A 16809-nucleotide genomic window follows, 5' to 3' on the forward strand; every position below is an offset into this window, starting at 1 on the left:
CCGATTCCGGCCGGGAACGAGGCAGGATTGTGACCATGTCCAACACTCCCATGGCAGCGAGCCCGCTCACCCGGGCCGTACTCGAGATCGACGAGTACGCCTCCGGCCTCGGCTGGGACCAGCCCGCTCGCCTCTTCGCCCTCGTAGACACCGCACGGCTGCGGGCCCAGGAACCTGCCCTCGCGGCCCAACTGGGCCTGCAGGAAGAGTCCGGTGCCACCGGTCTCACCCCGATCGAGCAGGACGAGGTTCCAACGGACAAGGCGCTCGACGAGTTCCTCGGCACCATCGCCTGGCCCGACGCGGTGGCCGGCTGCGCGCTCACGGTCGAGCGTCTGATGCTGCCGCCGTCCGCCGAGGCCCAGGTCCCGCAGGGCATGAGCGGGGCGAAGCTGGCGAAGTGGGTGGCGGACCACCCCGAGCGTCAAGAGGTCCGGATGACGGTCGCCGTCCTGCGCGACGGCACCCGCGAGTCCGCGGTGCGGCTGCGCGAGAAGGACACCCCGACGGAGGTTCTCACCGGCCCCGACCTGGTGCCCGGTCTGGCGGAGGCGCTGAACGCGACGTTCGAGGACTGAGGTCCTGCGGTACGGCACTGGGGGCGCCCCTCGTGACGAGGAGCGCCCCCAGCCGTGTGCGGGTGCCGGCGGTCAGCCCTTGGTGGTGCACTTCGGCAGGGCGGCGGTGTCGCCGCTGCCGATGTCCTTGAGGGCGCCGAGGGCGTCGTCGATGGTCTTCACCTTGACGAGGGTGAGACCGCTCGGGGTGTCCTTCGCGGCGGCCGCGCAGTTGTCGGCGGGCGTGAGGAAGTACTGGGCGCCCTTGTTGTGTGCGCCGACGGTCTTCATCTCGATGCCGCCGATCGGCCCGACGGTGCCCTCGTCGTCGATGGTGCCGGTGCCGGCGACGAACTTGCCGCCGGTGAGGCTGCCCGGGGTGAGCTTGTCGTAGATGCCGAGCGCGAACATCAGTCCGGCGCTGGGCCCGCCGACGTCGGCGAGCTTGATGTCGATGGTGAACGGGAAGGTGTGGTCCGTCCCCGCGGAGATCCCGACGATGGCGCGCTTGGCACCGCTGTCGCTGGACGTCGCGGTGGTGATCGTGACGTCCTGGGTCCTGGTCGCCGTCCTGTTCGCCTTCTCGGCGGCGGCCTGCTCCTTGGCCGGGACCACGGTGAAGACAACGTCCTGACCGGGCTTGTGCCTGGTCACCAGCTTCGCGACGTCGGAAGGCTGCTTGACCGCCGTGCCGTCGACGGCCTTGATCACGTCACCGGCGTGCAGCCTGCCCTCGGCCGGGGAGTTCTTGACCACCGTGGAGACGATCACCCAGGACTTCACGGGGACGCCGAGCTCCTTCAGGGCCGCGACCTTGGCGCTCTCCTGGGACTGGCTGAACTCCTCGGCGTTCTCCTGGGTGGACTGTTCCTCCGTCTTGCCGTCCGGGTAGAGCGTGTCGTGCGGCACCACCTTGGTGTCGTGCGCCAGCCAGCCGTAGACGGCCTCGACGAGGTTCATCTTGTAGTCGGCGCTGGTGACCCGCACGGTGGTCATGTTGAGGTGTCCGGACGTGGCGTAGGTCTTGTGCCCGGAGACCTGCAGCACCGGCTCGCCGTCATGGTCCCCGAGGGTGTTCACGGTCGGCCCCGGGGACATCTCCGAGTACGGCACGGGGATGAGCACTCCCGCGCACAGGAGCGCGATCAGCATCAGGGTGGAGGCGAGCATCGTCGCGGTGCGGCGTGGCATGTCTCGACAGTACGGGACGCGTCTGTCAGCACACCGTCAGGGCACCCCCGCCACATGCCTCAGGTACTGGAGTGGGACCTCTCCATGGCCTCGCGGAAGCGGGCGTACCCGTCGAGCTCCGGGCCGTCGCTGCGGGCCTTCCGGGTCCGATTGGCCCAACTTCCCCACAGACCGGCGCCTATCGCAGCGACAAACGGAATAAGCAACCAGGCGAGCGCCGCCATGCCGACCTCCCGACCCCATGAGCGTCCGCGACTGACTGATCAGCAGATTAACCATCCGCACTGACAACGCTCACGCCGGGGGTGTGGTTACGCAACCGGAGGACGGCGGGGTGAAATCAGCAGGCCCCGACCCATTCCTCGGTCCCGTCGGAGAACTTCTGGTGCTTCCAGATGGGCACTTCGTGCTTGAGGTCGTCGATCAGCTTCCGGCAGGCCTCGAAGGCCTCGCCCCGGTGCGGACACGCGACCGCGACGACGACGGCGAGGTCCCCGACCCCCAGGTCCCCCACACGGTGGACGGCGGCCAGCGCCCGCACCGGGAACTCCGCGACCACCTTCTCGGCGATCCTGCGCATCTCGGCCTCGGCACTGGGGTGGCAGGAGTACCCGAGCTCGTCGACGTCGGCCCCGCCGTCGTGATTCCGCACGGTCCCCACGAAGAGCGCGATGCCGCCCGCCGCCTCGTCCCCGACGGCCCGGAAAACCTCGTCCACGGAGAGCGCGGTCTCGCGGATGGCGATCAGCTTGATGGGCTCCTGAGCCGTCTGCTCGCCGGGGTGATCGTTCGTGAGTGCCATGCCTCCATCGTGCCCCATGCTTCGGACGACACGGAATGCGGCTTTCATCAGTCACGCGCGCGGGGCGATTCGGAGTGTCCTACAGGGCCACTTCGCAACCGGCCTCCCGCCGGTCCGGAAGCCGGGAACGGGAGCCCCTGGGGCGGCTGAAGGAGGCGGAGCCCCTGGGGCGGCTGAAGGAGGCGGAGCCCCTTGGCTCACAGGCGCCGCCGAGCCTTCCGAGCCCGCCGGACCACGGCGGCAGCGCCCAGCAGGGCCACCGTCGCCCCCGCCGCACCCGCGGCCGTGGCGTCCTTGCGGCCGAGCCGCCGCCCCGCGACCGTGTGCCGCCCGGACACCTCCTCCAGCAGCTCCGCGAGCACCTCCTCATTGGTCCACCGCGGCCGCCACCCGGCGTCGTGCAGCCGGCTCCCGCTCACCACCCAGGGGTACATCGTGTACGCCAGGTCCCCGGCCGGGGACGGAGTGAGCCCGATCCGGTGCAGCCGTGCCGCCGCACCCAGCGCGACGGCCGACGGCAGCTCCATCCGCCGGATCCCGCTGAGCTCCTCGACCTCCTCCTGCTCCAGCCACCCGTCACAGCCGACGGCCAGCTCGCCGTCGACCTTCTCCACGACCGCGTACTCCAGAGCACTGCACAGGTCTTCGACGTGGCAGAACTGCCAGGCGGGCCGCGACCCGGCCACGACAAGCAGCCGAGGCGACTCGAAGTACCTGGTCAGCGCGGTGTCGGTGCCCCCGACCAGCACGGCGGGCCGCACCACGGTGACGTTGAGCCCCGGATGCGCCCGGGGAGCGCGCCGCGCGAGCCGCTCGATCTCCAGCAGGTCCCCCACACCGGTGGCCTCGGCCGTCGCCCGCAGCTCCGCGTCCTCCGACAGCGGCAGCTCGTTGTCCGGCAGCGCCCCGTAGACCATCGACGACGTGCACAGCACCACACGGTGCACTCCGGCCGCCGCCGCGGCGGTCAGCACGGTCTGCGTCCCCCGTACGTTGTAGGCCGTCCGGGCGGCAGCGTCACTCCCCAGGTCGAGGTCGAGCGCCAGGTGCACCACCACGTCCGCGCCCCGCAGCTTGTCCGCGATGGCCGGATCCCGCACATCGAGAATGTGCCACTGCGCCGCCGCGCACTCGCCGCGCCGCTCGTCGATGGCGACGACCTGCTTGATCGCGTCGGACGCGGCGAGCCGCTCGGTGAGCAGCGCGCCGACCCCGGTCGCGGCACCGGTGACCGCGACAACGGGCCCGCGCACCGCGGGAGGGGTGGAATGGTTTCGCGCTCCGCGAATCTGCGGATCTGGGGAACTCACCGGGCGTCTCCAGCGGTTGTCTTCAGTACGGGCGCGAGTGACGCGTACGTACCAGGTGGCATCCATCCTGCCGCAGGCCGAGAGTCGGCGAAGCACCGAGGCCCGAACCGGCCCGGGTGTCTACGCTGGGTGGTGTTGTCGGGCAGCCGCGCCGCCGGAGAGAACCGGCGGCCTTACCAGCCGAGGAACCCCGTGAGTGACACCCCATTCGGATTCGGCCTTCCGCCGGAGGAGCCGGAAGACGGCGACGAGGGCAAGAAGAAGGACCAGCAGAGCGGTGGTGGGCAGGGACCGGCCAACCCGTTCGGTTTCGGGCCCGGAGCCGGGGGCTTGGGCGGCCCTGGTGCGGACAATCCGCTCGCTGCCATGTTCGGTTCACTGAACCCCACCGACCTGGGCGCCGCGTTCCAGCAGCTGGGCCAGATGCTCTCCTACGAGGGCGGCCCGGTGAACTGGGACATGGCCAAGCAGATCGCCCGCCAGACGGTCTCCCAGGGCACGCAGGACGGCGTCAAGGACACGAGCATCGGCCCGGCCGAGCGCACGGCGGTCGAGGAGGCCGTCCGCCTGGCCGACCTGTGGCTGGACGACGCGACGTCCCTGCCGTCCGGTGCCGGCTCCGCGGTGGCGTGGTCGCGCGCGGAATGGGTCGAGGCGACCCTGCCCGCGTGGAAGGAGCTCGTCGACCCGGTCGCGGAGCGCGTCGGCGCGGCGATGGGCGATGTCCTGCCGGAGGAGATGCAGGCCATGGCCGGCCCGCTGATCGGCATGATGCGCTCGATGGGCGGTGCCATGTTCGGCACGCAGATCGGGCAGGCCGTGGGCGTGCTCGCGGGCGAGGTCGTCGGCTCGACCGACATCGGGCTGCCGCTCGGCCCGGCGGGCAGGGCCGCCCTGCTGCCGGTGAACATCGAGGCGTTCGGCAAGGACCTGGGCGTGCCGAAGGACGAGGTGCGGCTCTACCTCGCCCTGCGCGAGGCCGCCCACCAGCGCCTGTTCTCCCATGTGCCGTGGCTGCGCTCGCACCTGTTCGGCGCGGTCGACGGGTACGCGCGCGGGATCAAGGTCGACACGGCCAAGCTGGAGGACGTCGTCGGCCAGTTCGACCCGCAGAACCCGGAGCAGTTGCAGGACGCGCTTCAGCAGGGCATGTTCCAGCCGGAGGACACGCCCGAGCAGAAGGCCGCTCTGGCCCGTCTGGAGACGGCTCTGGCGCTCGTCGAGGGCTGGGTGGACGCGGTGGTCCACGCGGCCGCGAAGCCGCGTCTGTCGTCCGCCGACGCCCTGCGCGAGACGCTGCGCCGCCGCCGCGCCACGGGCGGCCCGGCGGAGCAGACGTTCGCCACGCTGATCGGCCTGGAGCTGCGCCCGCGTCGGCTGCGCGACGCCTCCCGCCTGTGGGCCTCGCTCACCGACGCCCGCGGGGTCGACGGCCGGGACGCCCTGTGGGCCCACCCGGACATGCTGCCGACGGCCACCGACCTGGACGACCCGGACGGCTTCGTGCACCGCGAGCAGCTCGACTTCTCCGAGCTGGACAAGCTCCTCGGCGAGGCGGCGGGCGGCTCCGGCGAGAAGCCGAACCTGAAGAAGGACACCGAGGACGACAAGGGCGACGACACCGAGTGAGCCTGCACGACGACGCGGTCCTCGCGCTGAAGGGCTTCGAGGGCCAGGAAGGGCTGTGCCGGTCCTACCTGGACCATTTGGCGGAACACCCGGACGGCATGTGGAAGGCCTGCCACGCGGGCCACATCACGGCGAGCGCCCTGGTGATCGACCCGGAGCGCGGCCGTGTGCTGCTCACGCTGCACAGGAAGCTGCGGATGTGGCTGCAGATGGGCGGCCACTGCGAGCCGGGCGACGTGACGCTGGAGGCGGCGGCGCTGCGTGAGGCGACCGAGGAGTCCGGCATCCGGGGTCTGACGCTGCTTGCGGGCGGCCCGGTCCGCCTGGACCGGCATCCGATCCCCCCGCCGTGCCACTGGCACTTCGACGTCCAGTACGCGGTCCTCGCCCCGCGCGACGCCGAGCACGCCGTCAGCGACGAGTCGCTGGACGTGCGCTGGTTCGCCTACGACGAGGTGGCGGAGGTCGCCGACGACTCGGTCGTACGGCTGCTGGAGGCGACGCGCGCCAGGCTCGGAGCCTGAGCCACGAGTAAGGGGCGACCGCCCAGGCGGTCGCCCCTTACGTCGCCTTACCGGACGCTCAGCTCCAGACGTTCCCCTGGTTCTGCGCTCGCGCCCCGTGCTGCCCCATGCCGAACTGCGCGGCGACGCCCTGGCCGATCACCGCGTTCTGCGGCGGCAGCAGCTCACTGGGCTGCACCAGCGCGAAGCCGCTGCCCATGAAGCTCAGCTCCCAGCCCTCGCCGGTGTTGCCGCGCCGCCGCCACACACCGGAGGAGTGCGTCTGGGCCTGCATCTGCACACGCAGCCCGGTGGACCAGGCGACGATCGCGTCGGCGTCGCAGTTGACGTACTTGTCGGGCGTGACCTGCATCATCAGCGGCGCACCGGAGGTCATCAGGGCGACCTTGCCGCGACCGGTGATGTTGAGCTGGTACTTCCCGGAGCCGGAGATGCCGTACAGGCTGTCGACGGCGATGACCTCGTGGTGCAGCGAGGAGTCCATGGCCAGGACATAGCTGCTGTCGACGGTCAGCCCGTCCTGTTCCACGTCCACCACGTGGATGTGCTGGGCGAGGTTGGCGAGGTAGACCGTGCCCTGCCCGTGGCAGCGCATCAGGTTGAGACCCTCGCCGGTGTAGGCACGCGCGCGTGCCTGGTTGTTGCTCTGGTACTCGGCGTCGAACTCGACGAGGCCCTGGTAGGCGACCATGGTGCCCTTGCGGGCGAGGATGTCGTCGTGGCCCTCCAGGACGACGCGCAGCATCTGCTTGCTCTGCAGGCTGTAGCGCTCCTGGGCCTGTGAGTCGTTGAAGGCGAAAAGCGGGCTCTGCATGGTGTCTCTGGTCCCCCTCAGCCCCGGATCCGGAGGCGGTCGGTGCTGTCCTCGCTGGGCTGGACGACGACGATCCCCTGGCCGGAGAAGGCCATCTGGAAGGCTTCGCCGCTGCCCCGGCCGATCAGCGACTGCGCCTTGAAGCTGCGCTTGCCCTTGACCTTGAGGTTCGGGGACCAGGCGACGAGCGCGTCGGGGTCGACGTACGTCTCGTCCTCACCGCCGCCGCAGTCGACGACGATCGGCTTGCCGCGCGAGGTCAGGGCCACCCAGCCCTGACCGGAGATCTTCGTGTTCCACAGCCCCTGTCCGGCGAACTTCGCCAGCCCCTTGACCCGCTCCACGCCCCAGGTGAGGTGCGCGTCGAAGGCGAGCAGGTTGGTGGCGTTGACGGAGATGCCGTCGCCGTTGAGGTTGATCACGACGACGTTCGCCCCGTAGTCGGCGAGGTAGAGCAGGCCGTCGCCGGAGCACTTCATCAGGGGGGCGCCCTCGCCGGTGATCCAGTCGCGGGCGATCTGGCGCACGGCCGGCGGGTTGGGCTCGTACTGGACGAAGCCCTCGTAGGCGACCATCGACCCCACGCGCGCGAGGAGGTCGTTCCCGGTCTGCATGGCGACCTTCAGCATGTGGTTGCCGTGGTTCTCCATGCGGGCGGTGACGGGTGCGGGGGCGTAGCCCGCAAGTGGCTGGTTCATGACGGGCTCCCTCAGACCTCGTACGGCTGGACGACGATGAAGTTGCCGGGCGCTCCCCGGAACTGGAGGTTGACGCTCTCGCCGGTGTCGCCCGGATAGGCGTTGCGGCGCATCCGGACCTGGCTGGAGACGATCACCTGGGCGGCGGCGGACCACGCGACGACCGCGTTGCAGTCGGCGAACGTCGTGGGCGTCACCGGCAGGACGACGGGTGTGCCGTGCGTCTTGACGACGATCGTGCCGGTCCCCTGGAACTGCATCGTGAACAGCGCGCCCCCGGGAATGCCGTGCCCCTCGACGCGGCGGACCTCGTACTGGAGGCTCTCGTCGAAGGCAAGGACGTTCTCCGCGGAGACACAGATCGCGTCGCCCTGGAGCTCGACGGGGTGCAGGTGGGTGGAGTTCTCGGCGAGGAACACCTGGCCGTGGCCCGTACAGCGCATCAGCTGCATCTCCTGGCCGGTCGCGTTGCCCACGATCCGGCCGGCGAAACCGGCGCCCTTGTAGCTGAAGTCGACCTTGCCCTGGTAGAGCACCATGCTGCCCTGGCGGGCGAGGACGGGCTGGCCGCCGATGCCGAGGTCGACCCGGATCAGCTTCTTGTTCTGCTGCGTCCAGCGCTGCCCGGTGGGCGTCTCCTTGAACTGCTGGAGCGCGGCGGCCACACCGGCGCCGCCCTGAGGAGCGCCCTGCGGCACTCCGTAGGAGGCGGGCTGCTGGCCGGGGACCTGCCCGAACGGCGGCTGCTGACCGTAGCCCGGGGGCGGGGTCGGCTGGCCGTAGCCGGGGGGCGGGGCCGGGGCCTGCGGCGCCGGGGGCTGGCCGTAGCCGGGGGGCATGGGTGCGTTCGGGGCGGGCGGCTGTCCGTACGGCTGCTGTGGCTGGCCGTAGGGGGCGGGCGCCGGGGCCGGCGGGGGCACCGTGCCGCCGGTGGGCGGGGCCAGGGGCGCGATGACGGTCGGCGCGGCGTGCACGTTGGGCATGGGCGGCGTGGTTCCCGGCGGGGGTGTGAACCCCTGCGGAACGGGCGCGGGGGCCGGGGCCGGAGCGGGCGCGGGGGCCGGGGCGGCCGGGGCACCGAACGCAGGTGGGGCCGCGGCCTGGGCGGGCGGGGCGAAGCCCGGAGCGGCACCGGTCTGCGGCTGCTGCGGGGCCGCGGGCGCCTCCTCTTCGACGACCTCGCCGCCGAAGTTCTTCAGCAGCGCCTCCAGGCCGCCGTCGAAGCCCTGGCCGACGGCGGCGAACCGCCACACGTCCTTCAGGTAGAAGTCGCCCAGCATCACGGCCCGCTCGGTGGAGAACTCCGAGCCGTTGAAGGAGTACCGGGCCACCTCCTCACCGCCGGCGACGATGCGGACGTATCCGGGGTTGATCTGCGACATCTGCCCGGCGCCGTCGATCGTCGCCGTGAACGACAGCTTCTGGATCTGCGGCGGGATCCTGTCCAGGGTGATCCGGAAGGACTCCGTGTCGCCCGCCTGGGCGCCCAGCAGCTGGATGGACTCCTCGGGGGACTTCGGCTGGTTGAAGAAGACGAAGTACCGGTCGTCCGAGAGACGTTCGTCGGCGTCGAGGCCGAAGCAGCTGATGTCGAAGGTCAGTCCGGGGGCGGAAATCTGCACGCCTACGTACAGATCCATGCCCGCGGTGAGGTCACTGATCCTGGCCTTGTGGCCGCGTTGGAATTCCCTGGCCATGCGTAACGACCGTCCCCCATCCCGAATGCGAGTGCGTCGCGCCAGGCTAACGGCAAAACCGGACACCGGACGACGTCGGTACAGACCCGGTACACAACCGCGCTCAGCGGCGCGGGACGCTTTGCCCGCCGGGCAGTTCACTCACCGCGCACATCGGGCAAATGAGGCAAACGCCCCGCCGCGACCACACCTTCGAGATAGCCGCGGGCCCGCTCGGTGCGCGGGTACGCCTCCAACAGCCGCCAGAAACGAGGCCCGTGCCCGGGCACCAGCAGATGCGCGAGCTCATGGCACAGCACATAGTCGACCACGTACTCCGGCATGCCCTGCAACCGGTGCGAGAGGCGGATACTGCCCTCGGCCGGGGTGCACGACCCCCAGCGGGTGTTCTGATTTGTGACCCAGCGCACAGAGGCGGGCCGGGCCCGGCCGTCGAAGTACTGGTCCGACAGCCGCTGGGCACGCTCGGCCAGTTCGGCGTCGCCCAGCACCCGCCTGCTCTCCTGGGCGGCGAGTTTGTCGAGCATGACGGTCACCCAGCGTTGCTCCTCCGCCTCGGACATCCGGGCGGGGATCAGCACGACGGTGCGATCGCCCTCGCGGTATGCGGAGACCGTCCGGCGTCGCCGGGCGCTCCTGCGAACCTCGATCGCGCTCGCCCCCGAGCCGCTCGGCGGCAGGCTCGTCGTGCTGCGCTGTGGCTTTCCGGCGCGGTGCAGGGGGTCGGCGGGCACGCCCCGACGTTACCCGCTGCACTGGCGTGAAGTCCCGGGTCCGGGACGGTTCAATGCCGATCCCCCACATGCGTTTGATTTGTACGACGAAAACCCACCGCCTGTGGACAACTTTCGGCGCCCGCCCGCGTCACCGGGCATGCTGGCACTTGTCGGCGGAACGCGACCGGTTCCCCGGCGAACAGGGATGTTCTGGGATTTTTCTGATGCAACGGGGGATCTGTGATGCATCCGATGGTGAAACCCGCGCTCAGGCGCGGCTGGCGCGACCTCAATACCGTGCAGTTCGGGATGACTCCGGCGCACGCGATGACGCTCGGTCCGATGGACACGGCGACGGGCAGCTTCCTGGACCTGCTCAACGGCACGCGCGGGCTTCCGCTCCTGCGCGAAGAGGGACACCGCATGGACCTGCCGGACGGCCATGTCGACGCGCTGGTGGAGCGGCTGTCGCGCTCGGGCCTGCTCGACGACGCCCGGGGCGGCGGGCCCGCGGCCGATGCCCTGCGGGAGAAGAAAGGCGTTCTGGACCGGCTGCGCCCCGATCTGGCGTCGCTGTCCCTGATCACGTCCGAACCGGGCGGCGCGATCGGCCGCATGGCGGCCCGCCGCTCCCTGCGCGTACAGGTGAGGGGTGCGGGCCGGGTCGGCTGCGTGCTGGCCGCGCTGCTGTCCGGCGCGGGCGTCGGCGAGGTGGACGTGTGCGACGTCGGCCGGGTCGAGCCGTGGGACGTCGCGCCGGGCGGGCTGCCCCCGGAATCGGTCGGCGAGCGCAGGAACGAGGCGGCGCGCCAGGCGGTCCGCGGGGCGGCGCCCGACCGCCCACCCCGCCGAAGCCGTCCCGCACCGCCCGCCGCCGACGACCCCGGCTTCTCGTTGGTGATCCTCGCCCCCAGGGACGACGTGTCCGTCCACACACCCGACCCGTCCTCCGCCGAGGCGCTCATGACCACCGGAACCCCTCATCTCTACGCGGGTGTCGTGGAGGGCACCGGCATCGTCGGGCCGTTCGTCCTGCCGGGCGGGACCGGCTGCGCCGGCTGTCTGCAACAGGACCGCACGGACCGGGACCCGGCCTGGCCCCGGCTGGTCGCGCAGTGGCGCTCCGGCAGGGCACGCCGGGTGGGCGCGTGCGATCTGACGCTGGCGACGACCGTCGCCGGACTCGCCGCCGCCCACGCGCTCGCCTTCCTGGACGGGGAGTCACCGTCGAGCACGGGCGCCCGATGGGAGGTCTCCCTGCCGGCTCTCCACTGGCATGCGCGACCGGTCTGGCCGCACCCGGCATGCCCGTGCGGAGCCGCGGAGAGAGGTATGGGGGAACACACCTCAACGAATGGGGAAGGGCACGAGACAATGGCGGGACAACGGCCGTCGGCGGAGCGACCGCGCAAGGCAGACGCCGTGCGGCCGGCTGGGACTTGGAGGGCGCATGTCTGATCTTCCCCGGAAGGCGGTCACCCGGACCGCCAAGCTCGCCGCGCTCCCGCTCGGCTTCGCCGGCCGGGCGACCTGGGGCCTGGGCAAGCGGATCGTGGGCGAGTCCGCGGAGATCGTCGGCCGCGAGTTGCAACAACGCACGGCGGAGCAGTTGTTCAAGGTCCTCGGGGAGCTGAAGGGCGGTGCGATGAAGTTCGGGCAGGCCATGTCCGTCTTCGAGTCGGCGCTGCCGGAAGAGATCGCCGGCCCCTACCGCGCCGCGCTGACGAAGCTCCAGGACGCGGCGCCGCCGATGCCCACCCGCACCGTGCACTCCGTGCTCGCGGAACGGCTGGGGGCGGACTGGCGGGATCTGTTCCTGGAGTTCGAGGACAAACCGTCCGCGGCGGCCTCGATCGGACAGGTGCACCGGGGTGTGTGGCACGACGGCCGCGAGGTGGCGGTCAAGGTGCAGTACCCCGGAGCGGGCGAGGCCCTTCTCTCCGACCTGACCCAACTGAGCCGGTTCGCCCGCCTGTTGGGCCCGCTCATCCCCGGCATGGACATCAAGCCGCTGATCGCCGAGCTCCGCGACCGCGTCTCGGAGGAGCTCGACTACGGCCTGGAGGCCCAGGCCCAGCAGGTGCACGCGGAGGAGTTCCAGGACGACCCCGACGTGCTGGTCCCCACGGTGGTCCACCAGTGCGACCAGATCCTGGTCACCGAGTGGATCGACGGGATCCCTCTCTCGGAGGTGATCGCGGACGGCACGACGGAACAGCGCGACCGCGCCGGCCAGCTCCTGGCCCGCTTCCTCTTCTCGGGCCCGGCCCGCACCGGTCTGCTGCACGCCGATCCGCACCCGGGCAACTTCCGTCTGCTCCCCGGCGGCCCGGACGGCGAGCACGACTGGCGCCTGGGCGTCCTCGACTTCGGCACCGTCGACCGCCTCCCCGGAGGCCTGCCGACACCGATCGGCGACTCCCTGCGCATGACCCTGGACGGCGAGGCCGAGGCGGTCTACGAGCTGCTGTGCGGCGAGGGGTTCGTCAAGTCGTCCATAAAGCTGGACCCGGACGCCGTCCTCGACTACCTCCTGCCGATCATCGAGCCGGCCCTGGTGGACGAGTTCACCTTCACCCGCACCTGGATGCGCAGCCAGGCGGCCCGTATCGCCGACCCCCGCTCCCCCGCCTACCAACTGGGCAAACAGCTCAACCTGCCCCCCTCGTACCTCCTGATACACCGGGTGACCCTGAGCACCATCGGCGTGCTGTGCCAGCTGGGTGCGACGGTCCGGCTGCGCCAGGAACTGGAGGAGTGGCTGCCGGGGTTCGTACCGGGGGAGGTGGACGACTCGGCGGCGGGGGCCTGAAAGCCGTCACCACCAGGCCGAGTCCAGCCGGCCCTCGATCGCCCTGAGGTTGTCGCGGGCGCAGGCGTCGCAGAAGTAGCGACGCACGCCGTTCTCCACGGAGAAGGTCCAGGTGGGCTGCGGATCCTCCGCCCGGGTGCCGCAGCGGGCACACACCAGAAAGCGGGGCTCCGCGGGGGAGCCGCCGTGGTCACTGTCTCCGGGACGACTCGTCACCCGGTGACGATAACGCCGTGACCGGACATTGTGCGCGTAAACGCACCGCGGGGGCCGGTCCGTTCGGACGGACCGGCCCCCGCGGGGAGCTATCGCCTCCCGTTGCCGGGAGGCCACCGCTTCAGGTGTGGTGGGTTACTGCATGACGGCCATGGCGAGCGCACGGCGGGCGCGCATCGAGGCGCGCTCGGCCCGGCGCTGCATCCGGCGGGCAGTCGCCAGGCGCAGCGCCCGGCGTTCCCGCTCGGCCTCGTGCAGCCGGTCGTGCATATGCGCACGAGCCAGGGCTTCTGGGATGAGTTGCATCTCTCGGGTCCTGTTCTGACGCGAGTCGGTCGCGCCACTGGTGGTGAAGTCTGGGGTTGCGGAGCCTGCGGGCTCGCTGGTGGACGGCTTCATCGGGGCCTGCTTCTTGGGGTCGTGCGTGAGGGGGCGGTCGATCGTTCCTGCGGTGTTCATGCCGTGACCGGGTTCTTGCGCGGGCGACCACGCGGCCGCTTCCGGGCGACGACGACACCCTGGACGAACAGCTCGCCACCCCAGACGCCCCAAGGCTCACGCCGCTCCTTGGCGCCGGCGAGGCAGGCCTCGACCAGCGGGCAGGTGCGGCAGAGGGACTTGGCGTACTCGACGTCGGCCGGCGACTCGGCGAAGAAGACCTCCGGGTCGTAGGACCGGCAGGGGACGGGTACGCCGAGGTTCTCGATGGCGTCGTCGAGCGCGGTGAGCGCAGTGAGCGGGGTCAAGGTGGAGTCCTCCGTGAGGCCGGGCGGGGGGATCGTTTCGGAAGGCGGTACGGACGGGGCGTGCGCTTCGAGTTGCACGGTTCGTCTTCCTCGTCTGGTCGTTCCGGTCCGGTTGGACCGGGTGGCGGCTGGTACCGGGTTCTTTTCTTGTCCCGAGGCTCCTTCGCTCCGTCGTCCCCGTTCGGGGCAAACAGAAGGGCCGCGGATCCCGGATGGGGTTCCGCGGCCCTGAAGGCGCCGGCCTGATTCGATCAGGCTGGATCACTCCAGGGTTCTGGCCCACGGAAGGCCCACATCAGGTGGTGCTGCTTCGTCTGCTTCCGGAATCCGGCACCGGCCGCCGTGAAGGCATAGGCATGGGCCTGTGCCACTACTGCTTCCAGTGCCTTGGTCGGTCGCTCGCTGCGCTCACGGACGGGAAGTTCCGCGAGAGAAACGGAGGCGGACGCCGGACGCACGGCACGAATGCCGGACAGACCGGTGCCCGGGTTCGAGGCGCCGAGCATGCACAAGGAGACGGCCGAGCGATCGGTCATTTTGACCGTGCTGACAGAGCTGGTGTTGATGCTGATCACTGGACTCGCCTCCTCTCGGCGTCTCTGGGACTGGGGTGTGCCAGTCCGTTCGGATATGCAAGTACAACACGGAATCAGGGCCTCCGAGAAGGCCGCGGTTTCCGTGCCTAGAACCTATGGGGATTGCTGGGGCATGCGCAAACTATTTTTTCGACGAGTTCGTATCAGTCGCGCTCGTCGTCGCCCACGACTTCCCGGCCTGCGCAGATGGCCAGAACTTCGGCTCCGTAGCGGTTGAGTTTGCGCACGCCGACGCCGGGGATGCGGGCCAGTTCGCCGTCGTCGTCGGGGACGGCCTCGGCGATGGCCATCAGCGTCTTGTCGGTGAAGACGCAGAAGGCGGGCTGCCCGCTGCGCCGGGCCTGGTCCGCGCGCCACTCGCGCAGCCGCTCGTAGATCCCCTCGTCCATGTCGGAGGGGCAGTCCTCGCAGCGCATCAGTTTCATCTCGCCCGCGTCCGTGAGCGTCCGGCCGCAGACTCGGCAACGGGCGGGGGTGCGTTGGGTGCGCCGGGGAGCCACCACGGTGCCGCTCGTGGAGCCGCGTTCGACGCCTCCGGACGTGCCGGCGGCCGAGCGGCCCATGGTTGCGGAGCCGGGACGCAGTCCGTCGAGGAAGCGGCTGGGGCGGCGGCTCGGACGGCCGCCGGGTGCTCGAGCCAGAGCCCAGGAGACATGGAGCCGTTCTCTGGCGCGGGTCACGCCGACATAGAGGAGCCGGCGTTCCTCCTCGATCTGCTCGTCGGTCTTTGCGTAGGTGATCGGCATCATGCCCTCGGCGATGCCGACCAGGAAGACGACGTCCCACTCCAGGCCCTTGGCGGAGTGCAGTGAGGCCAGGGTGACGCCCTGGACGGTGGGTGCGTGCTGGGCGCCCGCGCGCTCGTCGAGTTCGGCGACGAAGTCGCTCAGGGTGGCGTCGGGCCGGGCGGCCGCGAAGTCGTGGGCGAGGTTGGCCAGGGCGGCCAGCGACTCCCAGCGTTCCCGGACGGCCCCGGAGCCGGCCGGCGGCTCGGTGGTCCAGCCCTCGCCCGACAGGACGGCGCGCACCTGGGAAGGCAGGGTCACCACGTCGTCCAGCAGCGAGTCGTTGCCGCCGAAGCGGGCGGCTCCTCGCAGTGCGACGCCGGCCTTGCGTACCTCGGGGCGGTCGAAGAACCGCTCGGCGCCGCGCAGCTGGTAGGGGACTCCGGCGTCGGCGAGGGCCTGCTCGTAGGTCTCGGACTGGGAGTTCGTGCGGAACAGGATGGCGATCTCGGCAGCCGGCACGCCGGCGTCGACGAGCTCGCGGATCCGGCCGGCGGCGCCTTCGGCCTCGGCGGGCTCGTCCGGGTATTCGCTGAAGACGGGGTCGGGGCCCGGGGCGCGCTGGGAGACCAGTTCGAGACGGTGGTCGGCGGCCCGGCCGCGGGCCTGGGCGAGCAGACCGTTGGCGAGGCGGACGACCTGGGGCGTGGAGCGGTAGTCGCGGACGAGCTTGACGACGGTGGCGCCGGGGTGGCGGGCGCGGAAGTCGATCAGGTGGTCGGGGGTTGCTCCCGTGAACGAGTAGATCGTCTGGCTGGCGTCGCCGACGACGCACAGGCTGTCCCGGTCGCCGAGCCACAGCTCCAGCAGGCGCTGCTGGAGGGGGCTGACGTCCTGGTACTCGTCGACCACGAAGTGCTGGTACTGGGAGCGGACCTGGTCGGCGATGTCGTGCCGGTCCTGCAGGACGGCGACGGTCAGCAGCAGGACGTCCTCGAAGTCGATGACGGCGCGGTCACGCTTGAGGTCCTCGTAGACCGCATAGAGCTGGGCGATCTCGGCCGGGTCGCGCGGGGCGTCGCGGCCGGCCTTCACGGCGGCGAGCGGGTAGTCGGCGGGGACGGTCTGGGTGACCTTGGACCATTCGATCTCGGCGGTGACGTCGCGCAGCTCGCCGCGGTCGAGGCGGATCCGGCAGGCGGCGGCCGCGTCCGCGACGAGCTGGATCTTGCGGTCGACGAGCCGGGGCAGGGAGCCACCGATCGCTTTCGGCCAGAAGTACTGCAGCTGGCGCAGCGCGGCGGAGTGGAACGTGCGGGCCTGGACACCCTGGGCGCCGAGCTGGCGCAGGCGGCCGCGCATCTCGCCCGCGGCGCGGTTGGTGAAGGTGACGGCGAGCACGCTGGAGGGCTGGAGAACACCCGCGCGCACGCCATAGGCGATGCGGTGGGTGATCGCCCGCGTCTTGCCCGTGCCGGCGCCCGCCAGCACGCACACCGGACCGTGCAGGGCGGTGGCCACCTCGCGCTGCTCGAGGTCGAGCCCTTCGAGCACCGCGTCGGCCGTGTCCGGTACCGGCGGGAAGAGGGTGGAGTGCGTTGCTGCTGTCACATGGCCATGCTGCCAGGTCGCCGGAGACGGCTGTGCCGGTTGTCCACAGGGAGACCCCTGCAGTCGTACTAATGCGGCAGGCGTCACGTGCGGCGCATACCCCCGGCGGGAATGGCGGCCGGGTCGCGTACGTTCCTGTGCTGGACGACCTTCCCCGAGCTGCCA

At 71.0% G+C, this 16809-nt stretch carries 17 protein-coding genes; 5 read left to right on the forward strand and 12 right to left on the reverse strand.

All coding sequences use genetic code 11. The features are described from left to right. The first annotated feature begins 35 nt into the window (after positions 1–35). Entirely contained in the window at positions 36–578 is a 543-nt protein-coding gene (locus ACFY1J_RS14120) for a PPA1309 family protein (RefSeq protein WP_390708773.1), read from the forward strand. A gap of 72 nt (positions 579–650) precedes the next feature. Here ACFY1J_RS14120 and ACFY1J_RS14125 read toward each other — a convergent pair whose 3' ends face one another. The 3 genes from ACFY1J_RS14125 to ACFY1J_RS14135 all read right to left on the reverse strand — a co-directional run bounded on the left by ACFY1J_RS14125 (position 651) and on the right by ACFY1J_RS14135 (position 3860). After that, positions 651–1748, reverse strand: a complete 1098-nt coding sequence (locus tag ACFY1J_RS14125) for a PDZ domain-containing protein (protein ID WP_390731269.1) — start codon at positions 1746–1748, stop codon at positions 651–653. Between the two features lie 340 nt (positions 1749–2088). Then, positions 2089–2550: a molybdenum cofactor biosynthesis protein MoaE gene (locus tag ACFY1J_RS14130; protein WP_390708771.1), complete on the reverse strand. Its 462-nt coding sequence runs from the start codon at positions 2548–2550 to the stop codon at positions 2089–2091. A gap of 197 nt (positions 2551–2747) precedes the next feature. Beyond that, positions 2748–3860 carry an SDR family oxidoreductase gene (locus ACFY1J_RS14135; protein WP_390708770.1) on the reverse strand — a complete coding sequence of 371 codons (1113 nt, stop codon included), beginning with the start codon at positions 3858–3860 and terminating at the stop codon, positions 2748–2750. A gap of 192 nt (positions 3861–4052) precedes the next feature. On the opposite strand from ACFY1J_RS14135, the gene ACFY1J_RS14140 reads away from it, so the two are divergent. Both ACFY1J_RS14140 and ACFY1J_RS14145 read left to right on the forward strand, forming a co-directional pair. Next, positions 4053–5489, forward strand: coding sequence for a zinc-dependent metalloprotease (locus ACFY1J_RS14140; RefSeq protein ID WP_390708769.1), 1437 nt, complete (start codon positions 4053–4055; stop codon positions 5487–5489). Continuing rightward, positions 5486–6013 carry an NUDIX hydrolase gene (locus ACFY1J_RS14145; RefSeq protein ID WP_390708768.1) on the forward strand — a complete coding sequence of 176 codons (528 nt, stop codon included), beginning with the start codon at positions 5486–5488 and terminating at the stop codon, positions 6011–6013. Before ACFY1J_RS14140 ends, ACFY1J_RS14145 begins: the two co-directional genes overlap by 4 nt. A 58-nt stretch (positions 6014–6071) precedes the next feature. Here the strand turns inward: ACFY1J_RS14145 and ACFY1J_RS14150 are convergent, their stop codons facing one another. The 4 genes from ACFY1J_RS14150 to ACFY1J_RS14165 form a co-directional block, all read right to left on the reverse strand. Then, entirely contained in the window at positions 6072–6827 is a 756-nt protein-coding gene (locus ACFY1J_RS14150) for an AIM24 family protein (protein WP_263212342.1), read from the reverse strand. Positions 6828–6844: 17 nt separating this feature from the next. Beyond that, positions 6845–7525, reverse strand: coding sequence for an AIM24 family protein (locus ACFY1J_RS14155; protein ID WP_263212340.1), 681 nt, complete (start codon positions 7523–7525; stop codon positions 6845–6847). 11 nt (positions 7526–7536) lie between these two features. Further along, positions 7537–9222, reverse strand: a complete 1686-nt coding sequence (locus ACFY1J_RS14160) for a TerD family protein (RefSeq protein WP_390731270.1) — start codon at positions 9220–9222, stop codon at positions 7537–7539. Between the two features lie 137 nt (positions 9223–9359). After that, a complete protein-coding gene (locus ACFY1J_RS14165) occupies positions 9360–9956 on the reverse strand; it encodes a M48 family metallopeptidase (protein WP_390708766.1) in 597 nt (198 codons plus the stop codon). 225 nt (positions 9957–10181) lie between these two features. Between ACFY1J_RS14165 and ACFY1J_RS14170 the strand changes: the two genes are divergently transcribed. Next, positions 10182–11396: a TOMM precursor leader peptide-binding protein gene (locus ACFY1J_RS14170; RefSeq protein WP_390708765.1), complete on the forward strand. Its 1215-nt coding sequence runs from the start codon at positions 10182–10184 to the stop codon at positions 11394–11396. After that, positions 11389–12750, forward strand: coding sequence for an ABC1 kinase family protein (locus ACFY1J_RS14175; RefSeq protein WP_390708764.1), 1362 nt, complete (start codon positions 11389–11391; stop codon positions 12748–12750). The genes ACFY1J_RS14170 and ACFY1J_RS14175 overlap by 8 nt, the downstream gene beginning before the upstream one ends. A gap of 6 nt (positions 12751–12756) precedes the next feature. On the opposite strand, the gene ACFY1J_RS14180 is transcribed toward ACFY1J_RS14175, so the two are convergent. From ACFY1J_RS14180 to ACFY1J_RS14200, 5 genes are all read right to left on the reverse strand, one after another. After that, a complete protein-coding gene (locus ACFY1J_RS14180) occupies positions 12757–12966 on the reverse strand; it encodes a hypothetical protein (RefSeq protein WP_390731271.1) in 210 nt (69 codons plus the stop codon). 135 nt (positions 12967–13101) lie between these two features. Then, positions 13102–13425, reverse strand: a complete 324-nt coding sequence (locus ACFY1J_RS14185; RefSeq protein ID WP_390708762.1) for a hypothetical protein — start codon at positions 13423–13425, stop codon at positions 13102–13104. Beyond that, a complete protein-coding gene (locus ACFY1J_RS14190; RefSeq protein ID WP_030038270.1) occupies positions 13422–13790 on the reverse strand; it encodes a WhiB family transcriptional regulator in 369 nt (122 codons plus the stop codon). The genes ACFY1J_RS14185 and ACFY1J_RS14190 overlap by 4 nt, the downstream gene beginning before the upstream one ends. Before the next feature lie 173 nt (positions 13791–13963). Next, complete coding sequence (locus tag ACFY1J_RS14195; RefSeq protein WP_390708761.1) at positions 13964–14287, reverse strand: hypothetical protein; 324 nt, start codon at positions 14285–14287, stop codon at positions 13964–13966. Positions 14288–14451: 164 nt separating this feature from the next. After that, complete coding sequence (locus ACFY1J_RS14200; RefSeq protein WP_390731272.1) at positions 14452–16644, reverse strand: ATP-dependent DNA helicase UvrD2; 2193 nt, start codon at positions 16642–16644, stop codon at positions 14452–14454. Between the last annotated feature and the right edge of the window lie 165 nt (positions 16645–16809).

Origin of the sequence: Streptomyces sp. NPDC001406 (assembly GCF_042895285.1) — a bacterium.
GTDB lineage: Bacteria > Actinomycetota > Actinomycetes > Streptomycetales > Streptomycetaceae > Streptomyces.

Excerpts from the sequence above, each read along its gene's own strand:
- ACFY1J_RS14150 (WP_263212342.1), bottom strand. The coding sequence starts at position 6,827 with ATGCAGAGCCCGCTTTTCGCCTTCAACGACTCACAGGCCCAGGAGCGC.
- ACFY1J_RS14125 (WP_390731269.1), bottom strand. The coding sequence starts at position 1,748 with ATGCCACGCCGCACCGCGACGATGCTCGCCTCCACCCTGATGCTGATC.
- ACFY1J_RS14185 (WP_390708762.1), bottom strand. The coding sequence starts at position 13,425 with ATGAACACCGCAGGAACGATCGACCGCCCCCTCACGCACGACCCCAAG.
- ACFY1J_RS14130 (WP_390708771.1), bottom strand. The coding sequence starts at position 2,550 with ATGGCACTCACGAACGATCACCCCGGCGAGCAGACGGCTCAGGAGCCC.
- ACFY1J_RS14120 (WP_390708773.1), top strand. The coding sequence starts at position 36 with ATGTCCAACACTCCCATGGCAGCGAGCCCGCTCACCCGGGCCGTACTC.
- ACFY1J_RS14160 (WP_390731270.1), bottom strand. The coding sequence starts at position 9,222 with ATGGCCAGGGAATTCCAACGCGGCCACAAGGCCAGGATCAGTGACCTC.
- ACFY1J_RS14155 (WP_263212340.1), bottom strand. The coding sequence starts at position 7,525 with ATGAACCAGCCACTTGCGGGCTACGCCCCCGCACCCGTCACCGCCCGC.
- ACFY1J_RS14175 (WP_390708764.1), top strand. The coding sequence starts at position 11,389 with ATGTCTGATCTTCCCCGGAAGGCGGTCACCCGGACCGCCAAGCTCGCC.
- ACFY1J_RS14170 (WP_390708765.1), top strand. The coding sequence starts at position 10,182 with ATGCATCCGATGGTGAAACCCGCGCTCAGGCGCGGCTGGCGCGACCTC.